Raw genomic sequence first — 15,792 nt, forward strand, 5'->3', positions numbered from 1 at the left:
GCGCGCAGAGGCTGCGCTCCCCGTTGACAGCGCACGGGCGTCGCGAGAGGTTACCTGCTGGGAGCGCTGTCCCTGTAAGGGAGGATTCTCGGTGATCGAGTTTCACTGGATGAGCCAGCCGGCGCAGTCCTCGTCCTCGTTCAGATCGCTGGAGACCACGCCCGTCGAAGTGCCGGCAACGGGAGGACAGTCCCGGCAACGCAACGGAGGAATCGGCGTCCGGTCGATGCGGCGCTCAGCGGAGAAGGGCCGGGGTGGTCCTATTAGGCTGTCCGTCGATACGGTCATCAAGGGTCGCACGCGCGTGCCGGCCCTCGTAACAAGCCTCGACTCGTGGCCAATGATTGGCGATCTCCGGCTCCGCGGGTCAATTATGGCTGGACTCGTCGCCACCGGACGGTTCGTCGACCCAAAGACAACGCTCAGCGTCGGACATACGTCTCCGTGGCACACGTTTCGAAGGCAAGCTACCTTTACGTCGCCGCCATACGGGCGGCGCATTGGGCCGCCTCGAGATTCGACTTCTGCCAGGGTCGTTCCCAATCCGTACGCACGGGGCGGCTGAAGTGGACGATGTTCGCGGCGAGGAGTCAAGAAATGACGAGGTTGTGATCATCGTCGCGGGGGATCACCTGCAGACAAGCGCGTAGGTGGCAACATCCCTCATCTCGGGAGGTCCGGGTTGCCCATCACTGCCTCACAGAAGAGTCAACTCGACGAGGCCCTGCGCGACGCTTTTCGAACGCGACTAGCACTAGCCCGGATGCTCTCTCTTCGGTGTAACCGCAACCTCGAGGATGTCGCGGGTACCGGTGGCCTCAAGGCCGCTGTCTATGAGTTGGTGGATACGGCCGACGCTGAAGACTGGATCGACAAACTGGTGCTGTGCGCATTAGCCGAAAATCCCGGTAACCCAAAACTTCGCGCGTTGTACGACGAGGCCTGGCTGACAATGGACGAGGACATACCGTCCAGGTCCTCGCTCGAGAGCCTCATCGACCCCGAACTGGAGTTCCTCGACGTCGACGCATGGCTGACCACCGCCCAGGAAATGACCGGGCGAGTCTGCCGGGTCGAGCGCACTAGCGGCGGCGCCCTCGGCACGGGTTTCCTGATCAGTCCGTCCTGCGTGCTAACGAATTACCACGTCGTGGAGACCTTCATCGGTCTCTCTGGCGGATCGGCCCCGCTGAGCTTCCGGTTCGACTTCCGAGTGGCGCCGGACGGCGGCCAGCAAGAGGGCAAAACACTCCCAGCTGCCCAGACGGACTGGCTTGTGTCGGCTGCTCCCTACAGCCCGTCGGATACCAATCCCCATCCCGCAGCGCTCCCCGGGGAGGACGAGCTGGACTACGCGGTCGTTCGGCTGCGGGACCGACGGGGCGACAGCACCGGCTGGATCGACATCGGGACACCGTCTCCCGAGCCGACCCCCGGCATGGCCCTAGCGATTCTCCAGCATCCGCAGGCACGCCCCTTGAAGCTCGCGCTGGACACGAAGGCGATCATCGGTTTCAACGCTAATGGCACTCGGCTGACCTACCGGACAAACACCCAGCACGGGTCTTCGGGATCTCCGTGCTTCACCCTGGGCTGGAAGCCCGTCGCGCTGCACCACTCCGGTGACCCGGCCGCGCCCGCCTTCCCGCCACAGCGCAACGCGGGCATACCGCTCCGAGCCATCCAGCGACACCTGGAGCGTACGGGCCGTGCGGGTGCACTTGTCCCGTGACCACTGCCGCGACCCTCGACTCCATTCTGCGCGAGCGCTATCCCACAAGGCGTCAGCTCAGGGAGTTCGTGCGGAGACGTCTGGGTGAGAACCTCGATGATTATGTCGGCACCGGGGGCCTCAGAGACGTGGCGTTCCAGCTTGTTGAGGCCGCCGACAGCAATGGGTGGGATTTGGCCAGCGCACTGGAGCGTGACCGAATCCTGTCGTTGGCCACCCCGGTTAACTTCAACCTGCTCGACCTCGCGACCTTCGACCTCCAGTCGCTCGTTGACGGCTTTTACGCCGAGCAGCTCCGCGCCGGCACCCGAAGGGTACTGGGCATCGCCGTGGCGTGGCCGGACACTAAGTTCGTGCGCTATTTCTGCGACCGGCTACAGCGCGCACTAGGCGGCACGTGGGTCCAGGTCGACCCCGACGGCACGACGCTCAACCCGGAGATGTGGTCGACCGACGTCGCAGTGCGGCGGATCGCGAGCCAGAGCCGGAACCTGCAGGTGCGGCACATAGTCTTTCCGGTCTGGTGTGACCGAGCCGACGGCCAGGCGATCAAGCGATTTTGGCAGGGTGTGCGCGGAGAGCTAACGAGCCCGCTTCGGTACTTAGTGCTCGTCCTGCTAACCGCTCCTGATACCGATCTCCCGGTGGACGTCGCTGCCCTTCCGGTGCCCAGCGTCAACGAGGAGGACATCCACCGCTGGACGGTCGAGGTGGTGAACGCGCTGGGGTGGCCCGTCGAGCTGGCGGTCCCCTGGAAGCGCAGGCTCTTGTCCGGCGCTGAGCTAGACGGGGAACTTAACCTAGCGATGCTGTACACGATATTGGACGACGACGTCCAGCGGGTCCGCGACGCCGGTGCCCGCGAAGAGTTCTACGACGAACTGCGCCGCAGCCTGCAGGAGGCCCGGTCATGACACGGAGTCCCCGGCGGACCGTCGACCGAGACCTGGAGTTTGATGCCTCACGGCGTCAGCCGGTGAAGAAGCTCATCGAGGAGGCAGACGTCACCGAGGTCCGCGAGGTGGAACCGCCGAGGCGGACGATTCGGCGGGAGGAGTACCTGCCCTCCCGTGAGCTTGAGGAGGCGGTGAACCTCGCCATCGCGCTCGGCCGCCCCCTGCTACTGCAGGGCGACCCCGGCTCCGGGAAGACCCGGCTGGCCTTTGCGGTCGCCTACACCCTCGGGCTGCCGCTCGAGGAAGCCTACGTAAAGTCGACCAGCCGCGCGCAGGACCTGCTCTACACCTACGACGCGGTACGCAGGCTGTACGACGCCCAGTTGGCCAATGCGGACCCAGACGCGGCTTCGCGCGCCAAGGACGCGGCCAACTACATCCGGCTGGGACCACTAGGGCGTGCGTTCCTTCGGGCTACCTACGGGCGCCGTTCGGTGGTCCTCATCGACGAAATCGACAAGGCCGACTTGGACTTCCCGAACGACCTACTTCGTGAGCTGGACCGGATGGAGTTCGACGTCGCCGACCTCCCCGGGCGCCGCGTGGCAGTGCCGCAGGACCAACCCCACCTACGGCCGGTGATCATCGTGACCCACAACGAGGAAAAGGCGCTACCTCCGGCGTTCCTGCGACGATGCATTTACCACTTTGTGGAGTTTCCCTCCGAGGTCTCCTTTCTAGACCGTGTCCTCCAGCTCCACGGTGCAGGCGAGCGGAGACTCCGCGCTGCAGCGGTTGACGCCATGCTCGCCATCCGTGGTTTGGATCTCAGCCGCAAGCCCGGGCTCGGTGAGCTCATCGACTGGGTGGGTTACCTTGCACGGCGGCAGGTCCCAGGCGCGGACGTCGAGCACCTGCCGTACGTAGGTGCGTTGCTCAAGAACCCTGACGACCAGCGGCGCGCCCGCGAACACCTGGCCGCTCAATGACAACCGCCGGTGGCATGCCGGATTTCCTCTGGCAGCTCGTCCTGCAGCTGCGCCGCCGGCAGATCGCCATCGGCGTCGACGACCTTGATTGCCTCCGCCAGGCCCTGGGGGCTGGCTTCGGTCTGTCGTCGCGGGAGGCGCTGCGCGAGCTCCTCGTGGCTCTCTGGGCGAAGTCGGTTGAGGACCAAACAGTGATCCGCGCGCAGTTCGAGCAGCTTCCGATGGAAGGATGGGACGCGGCAAAGGCGATCGCCGGTCCCACGGACACGGTGCCCGAGACGGGTCTTGACGCTCCCGACAGTGCAGCCACGCCAACGCACGGGGCGACGGTCGCGAGCGAGCCGTCCGTGGCGCCCGCGGTGACGCGGCCAGTCGACGCCTTCCCAATCTTGCCGCGTCGGCTTGGCGCCGCAGGAGTGCGCTACAACCTCGCACCCCGGTATCCGCTTTCGGAACGAGACGTCGCCCAAACCTGGCGGCGGCTGCGTCACCCGGTGCGCCTGGGCCCGCCGGTCGAGCTAGATGCCGAGGAGACCGTACGCCGACGGTTGGACAGCGGCGTTGCCACGCCGCCAGTCGAGCGACCGCGCCGGCGAAACGCGGCGAAACTGCTCCTCCTCGTGGACCGTCAGGGGTCCATGACGCCCTTCCATGGTTTCGTCGACCACGTCGTCCGCGCCATCCGTCGGCAGGGAACTTTGGCTGAGACGGCGGTCTGGTATTTCCATGACACCCCGACCGAGGGGGCCGAGCTGGCTCCACTGGCACACGTGAGGGACAGCCTTGTGCCGGTGCTGGACGCCGTTCTGCACAAGATCGAACCCAACGAGCAGGGGTTCGTCTACCGGGATCCCGACCTCTCCAATCCGGTCGAGGTCGCCGAACCGCTTACGACGCTCGGGCCGGATATCGGCGCAGCGCTCATCAGTGACGCCGGCGCGGCGCGGGGTCGTTACGACCCGGTGCGGTTGGTGGAGTGTCTGGCGTTCGTCCGGGCCGTGAGACTGCGGCGTAGTCGCGTGGTCTGGCTTAACCCAGTCCCCGTCACACGCTGGCCCCCGAGCACTGCGGCGCAACTTGCCCGACACGTTCCGATGGCGCCGCTGGACGTCACGGGCATGCACCGGGCCGTGGACGTCCTGCGCGGACGGCCGGTGAGCCTGGAGCGGCCACTGTGACTACGGCGACTGCTCAGCGCATCCTGGACGCTTTCCGACACCGGGCTGGCGAGGTGGCCACCGCTCTGGCCGCCCATGCGGCGATCCCCGTCGCCGTGGACCCCACGCTATTGAACCTAATCCGCAGCCGCTTCTTCATCGACCCACCCGACGTCCTGCCGTATACCGTCGAGGCCGAGCTCTTGCTCTCACCCCTCTTTCGGAGCATCGGCCCGGACCTCTACCAGATGGACTCCGACCTCCGGGACCTGCTCCTCGCGGACCTGGACGTCCGCTACGGCGCGGAGCGCGCCGGCGAGGTGGCCGAGTTGCTCCACCAGTACAGCGTCGAGACCAGTCCATGGACCGGTTTGCCCCGGCTCGACGCCGCGCAGCGCCTCACCTCGTACAGTTTCATCGATCCCGACAGCGCGGCTCAGGCGCTTAAGCGTGCCGACGCCTTCGGTAGTCACTCGCTTGCCGATCCTCAGTGGCGGGTGGCCATGCGGGAGGATTTTGATCGGACGTCACGCGCAACGCCCAGCCGTTCCTTCGATCGAGCCTTGAGCGCCGCCAAGGCCGACCGGTGGAAAGACTTTCTCGTTTTGTTCGCCCGCGGAGCCGAGCGCCTCCCCATGCACGACAGCGCCGGCTCAGCCAGGGTCCTCCTGGACCTCGGCCGCCGCCTGACAACCGCACCCAAGGCGTACCTCGGCCTCGTCGCTGAAGAGCTCGTCGGCGTCATTGATGCGGTGGCCGGGCGGTCCCCCGTCCACGGAAGGCAATTGCGCTCGCTGGCGCGCGACCTGCTCCGCGCCGCGTCGGCCGGGCAGGACGCATCGGCGCAACTGCAGGAGCTTGGTCGCCTCCTCGAGGACGTCACCTCGCAGAGCGCGCCGTCCCCTCGGGCTCGAGCCAGCTGGGCCCTTCGGCGAATGGGGGTGCCGCTCGCCTGGTCCGAGTTCGGGGTCGACGGTTCGGGTGTCCGGGTGGCAGTGCTTGCTACTGGCACCGACGGCCAGCATCCCGACCTGGTCGGCAAGGTGTGGGCCTCCTATGACTTCACCGGTGGCCCTGAGGACGCGGCCGCAAGTGTTGACCCGAACGGGTACGGGACAAGCTTGGCCAGCCTGGTCGCGGGTGGGGACGCGAGCGGGGAAGCGATCGGCGTTTCACCAGGCGCGCGGCTACTCAGCGCCGTCGTACTTAGGGCGGACGGTTCGGGCCGGGAGGGCGACCTCCTCGCGGCGTTGGAGTGGGCAGAAGACCAGCACGCCGATGTGGTGGTCATCCCGCTCGGTAGTTCCAGGCAGGAGCGCAGCCCGATCTTCGCTGAGATGATTCAAGTCATCGACGAACTCGGCATTATCGTCGTCTGCGCCGTGGGCAATGAAGGCCATGGACACCTCCTGACGCCTGGCAATGAGCCACTGGCGATTGGGGTGGGCTCGACGGACCGTGAGGACGAGGCCGCGAGCTTCAGTAGTGGTGGCGTCGTGCCCATGGATGACGACGTCTACGTCAAGCCCGATCTCGTGGCGCCGGGCGTGGACATTAGGACTGCCCAGGCGGGCGGCGGCTGGCGGCCAATGAGCGGCACGGGCTGCAGCGCTGGGCTCCTCGGCGGAGCCGTCGCCCTGCTGTTAAGCGCGACATCGATCCGGCAGCAGCTCTCGGGACGAGAACTGACTGAGAGCGTCCGACAGTGTCTGTACTCCTCAGCTGTGGAGCTGGGGCAATCGGGCAAGGACGAGCGGTACGGCTGGGGCCTCGTCGACGCATATGGAGCGATACGGGAGGCATGGAGCCTCGGGTTTTCGATGTAGGGCCGCGCCGCACCTACCATGAAGCGAGCAGTAAGGTTTTCTCAACGGGCTGGTCGTTCAGCGCTGGTCAGGAGAAGTGCGGCAGCGACGGTGGCGCCGATTCGCTGAGGACACAGCCGAATGCGGCGTGGCGCTTTCCATTGGGTCTTGAGCAGTGCGATGCCGCGCTCGCCCTCGGCGGGCAGCCGGTTGCGGCAGGCCGTGCTCAGGGCTAGGTGGGCGCCCTTGGCCCAGCGTGTGCACGCTGATCCCGCTCCCCGTTGTAGCCCCTGCCGGCCAGCGTGGGCAACCCGGGCAGGGCGGCCGCGGCGTACATGGCGCCGCGGAAGCCGGTGACGCGGGCGGCGGTGAGGTCATGCGTTGCCCCTGGCTGAACGTTGGAGACGGCGACGGGAAAGCCGCTGGGGTCGCCGACGACCTGCACGTTGCCGCTTGGAGCTGGTTTTTGCCGGAGTACCACACGTCTTGGCCGGTGTCGCGGTTGGCCACTCGGCAGCGGTAGGTGGCGATAAGCGTGCCGTCGACGGTGCCATGCCTGCAGCCGGCGGCCCGTCCGGCTGCGAGCACCTGATGCAGGTCGGGGGCTTGGACAGCGACTACGTCGATGCCCTTGTGCAGACAGCAGTTGCCCGGGAAACCCCGGCGTGCTCAATTACCTAGACAGGTCCCTGACCGCGGACGCACGATGAAGGCCGATGCCCCGCCAGGGAGCGCATTGCCCGTCCGGACCTGAGCGGGACTGCGCATAGGGGGTGCGAGGGGATGATCTCAGGACTCGTCTTCTCGGATGGCGCGCTCAGGGAGGAGTTCCTCGACCGCTTCTCCCAGCTCGCCGAGGCCGCACAGGCGCAGCTCGATGGCCTGGAGAGGCTGGAGGGTGGCCTCACCGTTGACGACGCCCAGGAAGTCGCCGTGGGCATCGACGAGGGGACATACCGCCTCGGTGATCGGCCCGGGCTCGAAGCGATCATTGAACGCTTCACCCGGCCGGTCCACCTCGTGCAGAGGGGAACCTTTACCGATCCTCCCGACGCCTTCCCCGACAGCGAGGAGATCGGCCGGCGGCTTGAGCAGGCTCGAGCGCTGCTCGATCAAGCGATCCCGAGTGTGGGGCGCATCGACGTCCGCAACCACCGGCTCGACTGGCTTGGCACTGGCTGGATGGTCGCGCCGGACCTCGTAGTGACTAACCGGCACGTCGCAGCGGAGTTCGCTCACATGAAAGACGGCGCGTTCGTCTTCCGGCAGTACTCCGGGCTGCCTCCCGTCCGCGTCGACGTCGACTGGCGGCATGAACACCGGATCCCCGAGGAGTCGAGATTCCGCATCGAGGAGGTGCTCTGGATTGAGCCGGAGAACTCGGTCGACGTGGCCGTTTTGCGGGTCGCGGAGCATAGTTACGAGAACGAGCCCCGCCCACGGGCAATCGAGCTGGCAAGCCGAGTGGAGTTCGAGCAGGCCCGGGTCGGAGCCTGGGTCGCTGTCGTCGGCTACCCCGCCTACGACAGCCGCAACGACGCGGCGGACCAGCAACGAATTTTTGACGGGATCTACAACTACAAGCGGTTGGCTCCAGGTCAGGTGACGGCGCTGGTGCAGCAGGACCTGCTCCACCATGACGCGACCACGCTCGGCGGCAACTCCGGCTCGGTGCTCATCGACCTGGCGAGCGGTAAAGCCTTTGGGCTCCACTTCGGCGGCATTGAGGGCGACCGCAACTTCGCCGTCCAGGCACCCCGTCTCCGCCAGATCCTCGACCAACTGAGCTGAGGTCCGCCGTGGTATGCGAGTCGACCGACTGGTGGGATAACCCGGCCACCGACTGGACGCAGGACGGGCCACTCCGAGTCGTGCAAGTTCTCGCCTGGGCGTACGACGAGTCAGAAGCAACTCGTCGTGTCGTGAAGGCTGCAGGCCTCGAGTGGGACGCCGGCGCCGAGGTCGTGCCGCCGGTCCACTGCTTGGGTATCGGAGACAGCAGCGAACCGGCGATGACAACCGCCAGTGCCACACCGGCGATGACGAACAAGGGGCCCACGGCAGCAGTGTGTCGCGGGCCGGGCGGGGGTGTCCGTACCAGCGGCTTCCGATCATCATCGTCGCAGCCTTACGGTCCTCCTGTCGGCGGCCGGGCAACTCCGGTCCAGCGGCGAATCGTGTCCCTGAGGCCGCTTTTAGGGCGAGCGTTGCCGGACGCGGTACCGGGAAGCGGACGCCGGAGGACAACTGGAGAACTTCTGCAGTGTCTGGCGGTCGGCTGTCAGCACGAGCTCCGATTTGGCGCCTTCTGAGGTGACGGGGCCCAGCCCACTCGACCACACCGGAGTCGACCATGCCCGACCGCAACCCCAGCCGCGATCCCGAGCTGCTCGCCATCGCCGAAGCCGCCGAACTCCTCCGCGCTCCCGTCGCCACCCTCCGGCACTGGCGGCACCTCGGCACCGGCCCGCGCAGCCTCCGCCTCGGCCGCCGCGTCCTCTACCGCCGGGACGACCTGGACGCCTGGATCGATTACCGGCGCGCCGAAGCGGCGGCCGACCGCCGCTGACCAACAGGTGGAGCCCGCAGGTCAGCAGGGTGTAGGGATGGGCGGCCGTACTCGCAAGCGCGCGGAAGCCGGATGCCAACGCGGGGTCGGCTGACCCTGCCGCGAGACGGCAGTGTTCTGGTCAGTGGGGGAGCCGAGACTGCGAGGGCCGGAGGTCCGGCACGAGGAGACGGAGGCGGTCAGCGGTGGCGTCGATCGCAAGGAGGCCGGACGGCACGTACCGCCCCCGATACCGGGACGAGAACGGTAAGGAGCACGCTCGGCACTTCAAGCGGAAGGTGGACGCTCAGCGGTGGCTCGATGAGCAAACCGCGGCGTTGGTGCGCGGTGACTGGGTTGACCCGCAGAGGGGTCGAAGCACCTTCGGTGCCTACGTCGAGACGTGGCTACCAGCACAGCCGCTGCGGGACTCATCGCGCCGGGCATATGACTCGTACCTGCGGAATCACCTGCTGCCCGCTTTCGGTGACAAGCGACTTTCGGCGGTCACCCGAACCCAGGTGCTCGCCTTCCGGCGTGGGATGGAGGCCAGGCTGTCGCCGACAACCAGTCGGCAGGTCATGGCCCTGTTAGCCGGCATCTTCGCCGACGCGGTCGAGGACGGGTTCCTTGCCAAGTCCCCGTGTCGCGACACCGTGCCGTCGCGGCCGCACCGGAAGAGGGTCGTCCCGTTGACGGTCGAGCAGGTCGACGCACTCGTTCAGGCGGCACCGGACCGGTACCGCGCCCTTGTCATCCTTGGAGCTGGCTGCGGGTTACGGCTTGGAGAAGCGCTGGGGCTCAAGGTCAGCCGCGTGCGGTTTCTCGAGCGGGAGCTAGACGTTGTCGAGCAGCTCACCCTTGTCCCGGGTGCACCGCCGAGGCTGGCACCACCGAAGACCCGGGGGAGTGTCCGCACCGTTCCGCTCGCCGGCGTCGTCGCGGAGGCCCTGGCCGAGCACCTAGCGGCGTTCCCGGCCGGGCCGGATGACCTCGTCTTCCGATCGCGCACCGGCGGCCCCATCTGGTCCAACACCTTCAACAACTCCGTGTGGCAGCCGCTGCGCAAACGCGCCGGCCTGCCCAACGCCCGGTTCCACGACCTGCGGCACTTCACCGCCTCGGCGCTGATCCGCTACGGGGAGTCGGTCAAGACGGTGGCTCACGTCCTCGGGCACGCCGATGAAACGGAGACGCTGCGGACCTACTCGCACCTGTGGCCGGACGCGGACGCCCGTACGCGCGCTGCCATCGACTCGGCTTTCGCCCGTCCTGCGGACTCCGTGCGGACTCAAGGGGTTCCCCATCCCGGCTGACCTGCGGAAACGACCGCCAGGCGCGTCATCCCCGACGTCACTCGGCGGCACATGGCGGTCAACATCCGCAAGTTCGTGCTGCAGGCGCACTCCCTCGACGAGCTGGTCGACGGCGGCACCCTGACGGCGCAGGCGGCGCGGTTCCTGGAGGCCGCCGTCGCCGCCGGCCTGAACGTGCTGGTCTCCGGCGGCACGCAGGCCGGCAAGACCACGCTGCTCAACTGCCTGTGCGCGGCGATCCCGGCGCGGGAGCGGGTGATCACCTGCGAGGAGGTGTTCGAGCTCCGCGTGCCGCTGCCCGACGTGGTGGCGATGCAGACCCGCCAGCCCAACCTCGAGGGCGCCGGAGAGATCCCGCTGCGCCGGCTGGTCAAGGAGGCGCTGCGGATGCGCCCGTCGCGCATCGTCGTCGGCGAGGTGCGCCAGGAGGAGTGCCTCGACCTGCTCATCGCGCTCAACTCGGGCCTCCCCGGCATGTGCACCCTGCACGCCAACAGCGCCCGCGAGGCGGTGGTGAAGACGTGCACGCTGCCGCTGCTGGCCGGCGACAACATCGGCCACGCCTTCGTCGTCCCGACGGTGGCCGCCAGCGTCGACCTGGTCGTGCACGTGGCCACCGAGCCCTCCGGCCAGCGGCGGGTGCGCGAGATCGTCGCCGTCCCGGGCCGGGCCGAGGACGGCGTGGTGGAGCTGGCCGACGTCTTCACCACGCGCGAGGGCCGGCTGGTGCGCGCCGAGGGCTTCCCGCCGCACCCCGAGCGCTTCGCCGCCGCCGGCTTCGACCTGGCCGCCCTGCTGCAGGCGTCGACGTGGAGCTGACCGGAGCGCTGCTCGGGCTGCTGCTCGGCGTCGGGCTGCTGCTGGTGTGGCGCAGCGGTCCCCGGGCGCCGCGGCGGCGGACCGGCCCGCGCCTGCCCGGACGCCGGACGCGGCTGCTCGCCGCGGCCGGGCTGACCGGGATCAACGCGGCCCAGCTGGTGGCGCTGCAGGTCGGCCTGGGTCTGCTCGCGCTGGTCGTCGTCCTGCTGACGACGGGGACGGTGACGGTGAGCCTGGCGTTCGGCGTCTTCGGCTTCGCCGTGCCGCACGTGCAGGTGCGCCGGCTGGCCGCGCGGCGCCGCGCCGACCTGCGCGAGGTGTGGCCGGAGGTGGTCGACAACCTGGCCTCGGCGGTGCGGGCGGGACTGTCGCTGCCGGAGGCGCTGGCGGCGCTGGGCACCCGCGGGCCCGAGGTGCTGCGCCCGCCGTTCGCCCGGTTCGCCGCCGACCACCGCTCCAGCGGCCGGTTCGGCGAGAGTCTCGACCGGCTCAAGGGCGACCTCGGCGACCCGGTCGGCGACCGGATCGTGGAGACGCTGCGGGTGGCCCGCGAGGTCGGCGGCAGCGACCTGGGCCGCGTCCTGCGGACGCTGGCCACCTTCCTGCGCGAGGACGCCCGCGCCCGCGCGGAGCTCGAGACCCGGCAGGGCTGGGTGGTGCAGGCCGCGCGGCTGGCGGTCGGCGCGCCGTGGGTGGTGCTGCTCCTGCTGGCCACCCAGTCGACGACCCTGGCCGCCTACGACTCGCCGATGGGCACCGGGCTGCTGATCGTCGGCGGGGTGGTCTGCCTGGTGGCCTACCGGCTGATGCTGCGGATCGGGCGGCTGCCGCAGGACGTGCGGGTGCTCCAGTGAGTGCGTCCCTGCTGGGCATGGTCCTCGGAGCCGTGGCGGCCGCCGGGTTGCTGCTGGTGGTCACCTTCGCGCCGCCGTTCCGCTCGGTGCGGCTGGTCGACCGGCTCGCGCCCTACGTGCACGACACCCCGCCGCCGTCCCGCCTGCTCGGGACGGGAACCGAGCCGGGCCTGCTCACCGCCGTCCGGCGGGTGTTCGGGCCGGTGGTGGCCGACGGCGCGCGGCTGGTGGACCGGGTGCTCGGCGGGCGGGTCGCCGTCCGCCGGCGACTCGACGCCCTGGGCGGCGACCAGACGGTCGAGGACGTGCGGGTCGAGCAGGTGGTGTGGGGCGGGCTCGGGCTCCTCGGCGCCGCGCTGCTGGCCGGCGTCGGGTCGCTGGTGGCCGGCAGCGTCAACGTGCTGTCGGTGGCGCTGCTGTGCACCGCCGGGCTGCTCGGCGGGGTGCTCGGCCGCGACTGGTGGCTGACCCAGCAGGTGCGGCGGCGCGAGGAGCTGCTGCTGGCGGAGTTCCCGGTGGTCGCCGAGCTGCTGGCGCTGGCCGTGACGGCGGGGGAGAGCCCGACCGCGGCGATCGCGCGGGTCACCCGGCTCTCCGGCGGCGAGCTGGCCGGAGAGCTCGGCGCGGCGCTGGGCCGGGCGCGGGCCGGGGTGCCGCTGGTCGAGGCGCTGCAGCAGGTCGCCGACCGGACGTCGGTCGACGCCCTCGCCCGCTTCGTCGACGGCCTGCTGGTGGCCATCGAGCGCGGCACGCCGCTGGCCGAGGTGCTGCGTGCGCAGGCCGCCGACGTGCGGGAGGCCGGCAAGCGGCGGCTGCTCGAGGCGGGTGGCCGCAAGGAGATCCAGATGATGGTGCCGGTCGTCTTCATGGTGCTGCCGGTCACCGTCCTGTTCGCCCTGTTCCCGGGGCTGATCAGCATCGTCTCGCTGGCGCGGTGAGCGCCGGTGACCAACGGAGGAGGACGACGGATGCGGGCGTGGACCTGGTTGACGGCGGTCGTCGCGGTGCTCGCCGCCCGGCTGCGGAGCGGCGATCCCGAGCGGGGCGACGTCCCGGGCTGGGTGATGATCACGGTGATGACGGCGGCGCTGGTGCTGGCCATCCTCATCCCGTTCCGCGAGGCGATCGTCGCGGCGGTGACCAACGCGCTGGCGTCGGTCACCAATGGCGGTTGAGCGGTCCGGCCGCCTCGACGACCGGGGGGAGCGGGGGAGCGCGGTCGTCGACTTCGTGCTGGTGTCGGTGCTGGTCGTGGTGCTGCTGCTGGCGGTGCTGCAGGTGGCCGTCTACGTGCACGTGCGCAACGTGGTGGTGGCCGGCGCGCAGGAGGGTGCCCGGTTCGCGGCGAACGCCGACGTGCCGGTGACCGAGGCGACCGGCCGGGCGCTGGCCGTGGTGGCGCGGGCGACGTCGGAGCGGACCGCCGAGGGGCTGGTGTGCACCGCGGCCGAGGAGGTCGACGCCACCGGGCTGACGCTGGTGACGGTGCGCTGCGCGGGTGCGGTGCCCACGCTGCTGGCCGGGTTGGGTGACGTGCTGCCGCTGGAGGTCACCGGCCGGGCGGTGGAGGAGGCGCCGTGAGGTGGCTGCGGACGCGCCTCGGCGGTGGGGAGCGCGGTTCGGCCCTGGTGGAGTTCGTGTTCGTGGCGCTGGTGGTGTTCGTGCCGCTGGTCTACGTGGTGGCCGGGTTCTCGGCGGTGCAGCGCGGCGTGTTCGCCTCCACCGCGGCGGCGCGGGAGGCGGGGCGGGCGCTGGCCACCGCGCCGGACGTGGCCACCGGGCTGGCGCGGGCGCAGCGGGCGGCGCAGCTGGCGGTGGAGGACCAGTCGGTGGAGGCCACCGACGTCGAGCTGGCCTACGCCCCGGCCGGTGCCGGCTGCGAGGCGGCGGGCGCCTACGTGCCGCGGCTGGTGGCGGGGGAGGAGTTCTCGGTGTGCGCGACGGTGACGGTGCGGATCCCGCTGCTGCCGGAGTTCGTCGACGCCAACACCGCCACCGGCCAGTTCGTCGTCGAGACCGACCGCTACGTCGACGGCTGAGCCGGGCCGCGGGCTCGCTGTTCCGCCGAGGCGAGGACCTCCTCGGGGCTGAGGACCTCGCAGCGCGGACCGTCGGCGCGGCGCAGCCGGTCGTCCGCGGTGACCAGCGGTGCACCCAGGGACTCGGCCAGTGCGACGTACCAGGCGTCGTAGACGGTCACGTTGTCGCGCAGGTCCCACACCCGCGCGAGGAAGGGCTCGAACGGATAGCGCCGCGCACGCAGCCGTGACGCGCGGACTGCCGCCACGCGGGCGTCGCCGGTGGTCAGCACGCCGCGGAGGACCATCCCGCGCAGCGCCGAGGTGATCTCCGCTCCGACGACCGACGGCACGTGGAGCCACGCCTCCCCGGCGACCAGGCGCCGGGCTCGATCGCCGGCAGGTCCGGACACGGCCATGGCGTCGATGACGACGGACGCGTCGAGGACCCTCATCGACCGTCGCGGTCGGCACGCACGATGTCCGCCGAGGACGAGGGGCTGAACCCCTCGCCGGCGCTGCGCTCCAGTTGTGCCCGGACCTCGCCCACCACCTCGGCGGGGGTCTGGGCACGGGCACCTTCGACGAGTTCGGCCAGGAGGAACTCCTGCAGGCTCTTGCCCGCCTCGGCTGCACGCCGACGGTAGGTCCGGTGGACGTCTTCGGGGACGTCCCGGATCTGGATGGTCGCCATGCATGCAGAGTAGCGCCTGAAGCGCCAGAGTGTTCACGAGCAGGACACGCGGTCACACGGGCCGCGCGGCCCGGTCGCGCGGCGGGCGGCCGGTCATCAGCATGGAGGTCCGAGACGACGAGGAGGCCGGGATGGACGCCGCCCAGCTGCGTGAACTGCAGGCTCCGCTCAAGCAGCAGTACCGCGACGAGCCGGGATCGGCCTGCGTGACGATGTCCGCCGAGGCGGAGTTCGCCGACCCGGGCATCACCGCCACGGTGCACACGTGGTCCGGGCCGGTCCGCGCCGGCCTGCACCCCTCCACCGGGGGCGACGGCAGCGACGCCTGCTCCGGCGACATGCTGCTGCAGGCGCTGCTGGCCTGCGCCGGCGTGACGATGCGCAGCGTGGCGACGGCGATGGGCGTCGACGTCCGCTCGGCCCGGCTGACCGCGCGGGGGGACATGGACGCCCGCGGCACGCTCGGCGTCTCCCGCGAGACGCCGGTCGGGCTCGGGTCGATCACCGTGGACGCCGAACTGGACACCGACGCCGACGACGCCACGCTGGTCAAGCTCGGGGAGCTGACCGAGCGGTACTGCGTGGTGGCCCAGACGCTGGCCCGGCCACCGCACCTGGCCGTCCGCCGCGCCGGTGACGGGCACACCTGAGGCGCTCCGGCGGGCGGTGACCGGACACCGCGGACGGCGGCCGTCAGTTGTTCCACGGCGGGTCGTGCTCTGACCGCAGGTGTGGGCAGAGCACGACTGCGCACGGACCTCACCCCTGGGGCCGGCCGGTCGTGTCCCACAGGGACGAGTCCCTGCTGCTCCTGGAGCGGCGCCCGGGGGACGACCCCGGGCCGGGACTGCCCCCTCGTGCCCACGCCGGCGGCGTGTCGCCCGCGAGGCGGTACCCGGAGACGGACACGCGGACCGCCGTCCGCCAGCGTTTGCCGCCTCCGCGGGGCACTCATAGCCTGCCC

17 protein-coding genes and 1 pseudogene are annotated in these 15,792 nt (G+C 70.0%); 15 read left to right on the forward strand and 3 right to left on the reverse strand.

All coding sequences use genetic code 11. From position 1 onward, the window contains the following. Positions 1–682: 682 nt before the first annotated feature. The 5 genes from BMZ33_RS19390 to BMZ33_RS19410 all read left to right on the forward strand — a co-directional run bounded on the left by BMZ33_RS19390 (position 683) and on the right by BMZ33_RS19410 (position 6,600). Positions 683–1,732, forward strand: coding sequence for an effector-associated domain EAD1-containing protein (locus tag BMZ33_RS19390; protein ID WP_169064582.1), 1,050 nt, complete (start codon positions 683–685; stop codon positions 1,730–1,732). Further along, entirely contained in the window at positions 1,729–2,646 is a 918-nt protein-coding gene (locus BMZ33_RS19395) for an effector-associated domain EAD1-containing protein (protein WP_091114990.1), read from the forward strand. Before BMZ33_RS19390 ends, BMZ33_RS19395 begins: the two co-directional genes overlap by 4 nt. 62 nt (positions 2,647–2,708) lie before the next feature. After that, on the forward strand, positions 2,709–3,617 hold the full coding sequence (locus tag BMZ33_RS19400; protein ID WP_169064583.1) for an AAA family ATPase: 909 nt from the start codon (positions 2,709–2,711) through the stop codon (positions 3,615–3,617). 14 nt (positions 3,618–3,631) lie between these two features. Then, positions 3,632–4,795 carry a VWA domain-containing protein gene (locus tag BMZ33_RS19405; protein ID WP_169064584.1) on the forward strand — a complete coding sequence of 388 codons (1,164 nt, stop codon included), beginning with the start codon at positions 3,632–3,634 and terminating at the stop codon, positions 4,793–4,795. 53 nt (positions 4,796–4,848) lie between these two features. Then, complete coding sequence (locus BMZ33_RS19410; protein ID WP_136697359.1) at positions 4,849–6,600, forward strand: S8 family peptidase; 1,752 nt, start codon at positions 4,849–4,851, stop codon at positions 6,598–6,600. Positions 6,601–6,641: 41 nt separating this feature from the next. Here BMZ33_RS19410 and BMZ33_RS24275 read toward each other — a convergent pair. Next, positions 6,642–7,218 (reverse strand): annotated as a pseudogene (locus tag BMZ33_RS24275) (transposase family protein); the annotation flags it as partial. 144 nt (positions 7,219–7,362) lie between these two features. Here BMZ33_RS24275 and BMZ33_RS19420 point away from each other — a divergent pair. From BMZ33_RS19420 to BMZ33_RS19460, 9 genes are all read left to right on the forward strand, one after another. Continuing rightward, on the forward strand, positions 7,363–8,370 hold the full coding sequence (locus tag BMZ33_RS19420) for a trypsin-like serine peptidase (RefSeq protein WP_091115006.1): 1,008 nt from the start codon (positions 7,363–7,365) through the stop codon (positions 8,368–8,370). A gap of 562 nt (positions 8,371–8,932) precedes the next feature. Next, positions 8,933–9,148, forward strand: a complete 216-nt coding sequence (locus BMZ33_RS19425; protein ID WP_091115010.1) for a helix-turn-helix transcriptional regulator — start codon at positions 8,933–8,935, stop codon at positions 9,146–9,148. A 185-nt stretch (positions 9,149–9,333) separates the two neighbouring features. Further along, positions 9,334–10,443 carry a tyrosine-type recombinase/integrase gene (locus tag BMZ33_RS19430; protein ID WP_091115013.1) on the forward strand — a complete coding sequence of 370 codons (1,110 nt, stop codon included), beginning with the start codon at positions 9,334–9,336 and terminating at the stop codon, positions 10,441–10,443. Positions 10,444–10,494: 51 nt separating this feature from the next. Then, positions 10,495–11,262 carry a TadA family conjugal transfer-associated ATPase gene (locus tag BMZ33_RS19435; protein ID WP_169064585.1) on the forward strand — a complete coding sequence of 256 codons (768 nt, stop codon included), beginning with the start codon at positions 10,495–10,497 and terminating at the stop codon, positions 11,260–11,262. Beyond that, positions 11,253–12,116, forward strand: a complete 864-nt coding sequence (locus tag BMZ33_RS19440) for a type II secretion system F family protein (RefSeq protein WP_169064586.1) — start codon at positions 11,253–11,255, stop codon at positions 12,114–12,116. The genes BMZ33_RS19435 and BMZ33_RS19440 overlap by 10 nt, the downstream gene beginning before the upstream one ends. Beyond that, positions 12,113–13,054 carry a type II secretion system F family protein gene (locus BMZ33_RS19445; protein ID WP_091115016.1) on the forward strand — a complete coding sequence of 314 codons (942 nt, stop codon included), beginning with the start codon at positions 12,113–12,115 and terminating at the stop codon, positions 13,052–13,054. The genes BMZ33_RS19440 and BMZ33_RS19445 overlap by 4 nt, the downstream gene beginning before the upstream one ends. 30 nt (positions 13,055–13,084) lie before the next feature. Next, positions 13,085–13,291, forward strand: coding sequence for a hypothetical protein (locus tag BMZ33_RS19450; RefSeq protein ID WP_091115019.1), 207 nt, complete (start codon positions 13,085–13,087; stop codon positions 13,289–13,291). Beyond that, positions 13,281–13,697, forward strand: a complete 417-nt coding sequence (locus tag BMZ33_RS19455; RefSeq protein WP_091115023.1) for a TadE/TadG family type IV pilus assembly protein — start codon at positions 13,281–13,283, stop codon at positions 13,695–13,697. Before BMZ33_RS19450 ends, BMZ33_RS19455 begins: the two co-directional genes overlap by 11 nt. Continuing rightward, on the forward strand, positions 13,694–14,155 hold the full coding sequence (locus BMZ33_RS19460; RefSeq protein ID WP_091115027.1) for a hypothetical protein: 462 nt from the start codon (positions 13,694–13,696) through the stop codon (positions 14,153–14,155). Before BMZ33_RS19455 ends, BMZ33_RS19460 begins: the two co-directional genes overlap by 4 nt. Here the strand turns inward: BMZ33_RS19460 and BMZ33_RS19465 are convergent. Together BMZ33_RS19465 and BMZ33_RS19470 are read right to left on the reverse strand one after the other, a co-directional pair. Further along, on the reverse strand, positions 14,140–14,589 hold the full coding sequence (locus BMZ33_RS19465; protein ID WP_091115031.1) for a type II toxin-antitoxin system VapC family toxin: 450 nt from the start codon (positions 14,587–14,589) through the stop codon (positions 14,140–14,142). The genes BMZ33_RS19460 and BMZ33_RS19465 overlap by 16 nt on opposite strands. Beyond that, positions 14,586–14,828 (reverse strand): FitA-like ribbon-helix-helix domain-containing protein, encoded by a 243-nt coding sequence (locus BMZ33_RS19470; protein ID WP_091115035.1) that lies wholly within the window; start codon positions 14,826–14,828, stop codon positions 14,586–14,588. The genes BMZ33_RS19465 and BMZ33_RS19470 overlap by 4 nt, the downstream gene beginning before the upstream one ends. Positions 14,829–14,929: 101 nt before the next feature. On the opposite strand from BMZ33_RS19470, the gene BMZ33_RS19475 reads away from it, so the two are divergent. Beyond that, complete coding sequence (locus BMZ33_RS19475; RefSeq protein ID WP_169064587.1) at positions 14,930–15,478, forward strand: OsmC family protein; 549 nt, start codon at positions 14,930–14,932, stop codon at positions 15,476–15,478. The last annotated feature ends 314 nt before the right edge of the window (positions 15,479–15,792 follow it).

This window comes from Geodermatophilus dictyosporus (genome assembly GCF_900115505.1).
GTDB classification, from domain to species: Bacteria; Actinomycetota; Actinomycetes; order Mycobacteriales; family Geodermatophilaceae; genus Geodermatophilus; species Geodermatophilus dictyosporus.

What these genes read in the sequence shown, in the direction of transcription:
- BMZ33_RS19405 (WP_169064584.1), top strand. Translation starts at nt 3,632, where the DNA reads ATGCCGGATTTCCTCTGGCAGCTCGTCCTGCAGCTGCGCCGCCGGCAG.
- BMZ33_RS19455 (WP_091115023.1), top strand. Translation starts at nt 13,281, where the DNA reads ATGGCGGTTGAGCGGTCCGGCCGCCTCGACGACCGGGGGGAGCGGGGG.
- BMZ33_RS19470 (WP_091115035.1), bottom strand. Translation starts at nt 14,828, where the DNA reads ATGGCGACCATCCAGATCCGGGACGTCCCCGAAGACGTCCACCGGACC.
- BMZ33_RS19420 (WP_091115006.1), top strand. Translation starts at nt 7,363, where the DNA reads ATGATCTCAGGACTCGTCTTCTCGGATGGCGCGCTCAGGGAGGAGTTC.
- BMZ33_RS19475 (WP_169064587.1), top strand. Translation starts at nt 14,930, where the DNA reads ATGGAGGTCCGAGACGACGAGGAGGCCGGGATGGACGCCGCCCAGCTG.
- BMZ33_RS19450 (WP_091115019.1), top strand. Translation starts at nt 13,085, where the DNA reads ATGCGGGCGTGGACCTGGTTGACGGCGGTCGTCGCGGTGCTCGCCGCC.
- BMZ33_RS19435 (WP_169064585.1), top strand. Translation starts at nt 10,495, where the DNA reads ATGGCGGTCAACATCCGCAAGTTCGTGCTGCAGGCGCACTCCCTCGAC.
- BMZ33_RS19425 (WP_091115010.1), top strand. Translation starts at nt 8,933, where the DNA reads ATGCCCGACCGCAACCCCAGCCGCGATCCCGAGCTGCTCGCCATCGCC.
- BMZ33_RS19465 (WP_091115031.1), bottom strand. Translation starts at nt 14,589, where the DNA reads ATGAGGGTCCTCGACGCGTCCGTCGTCATCGACGCCATGGCCGTGTCC.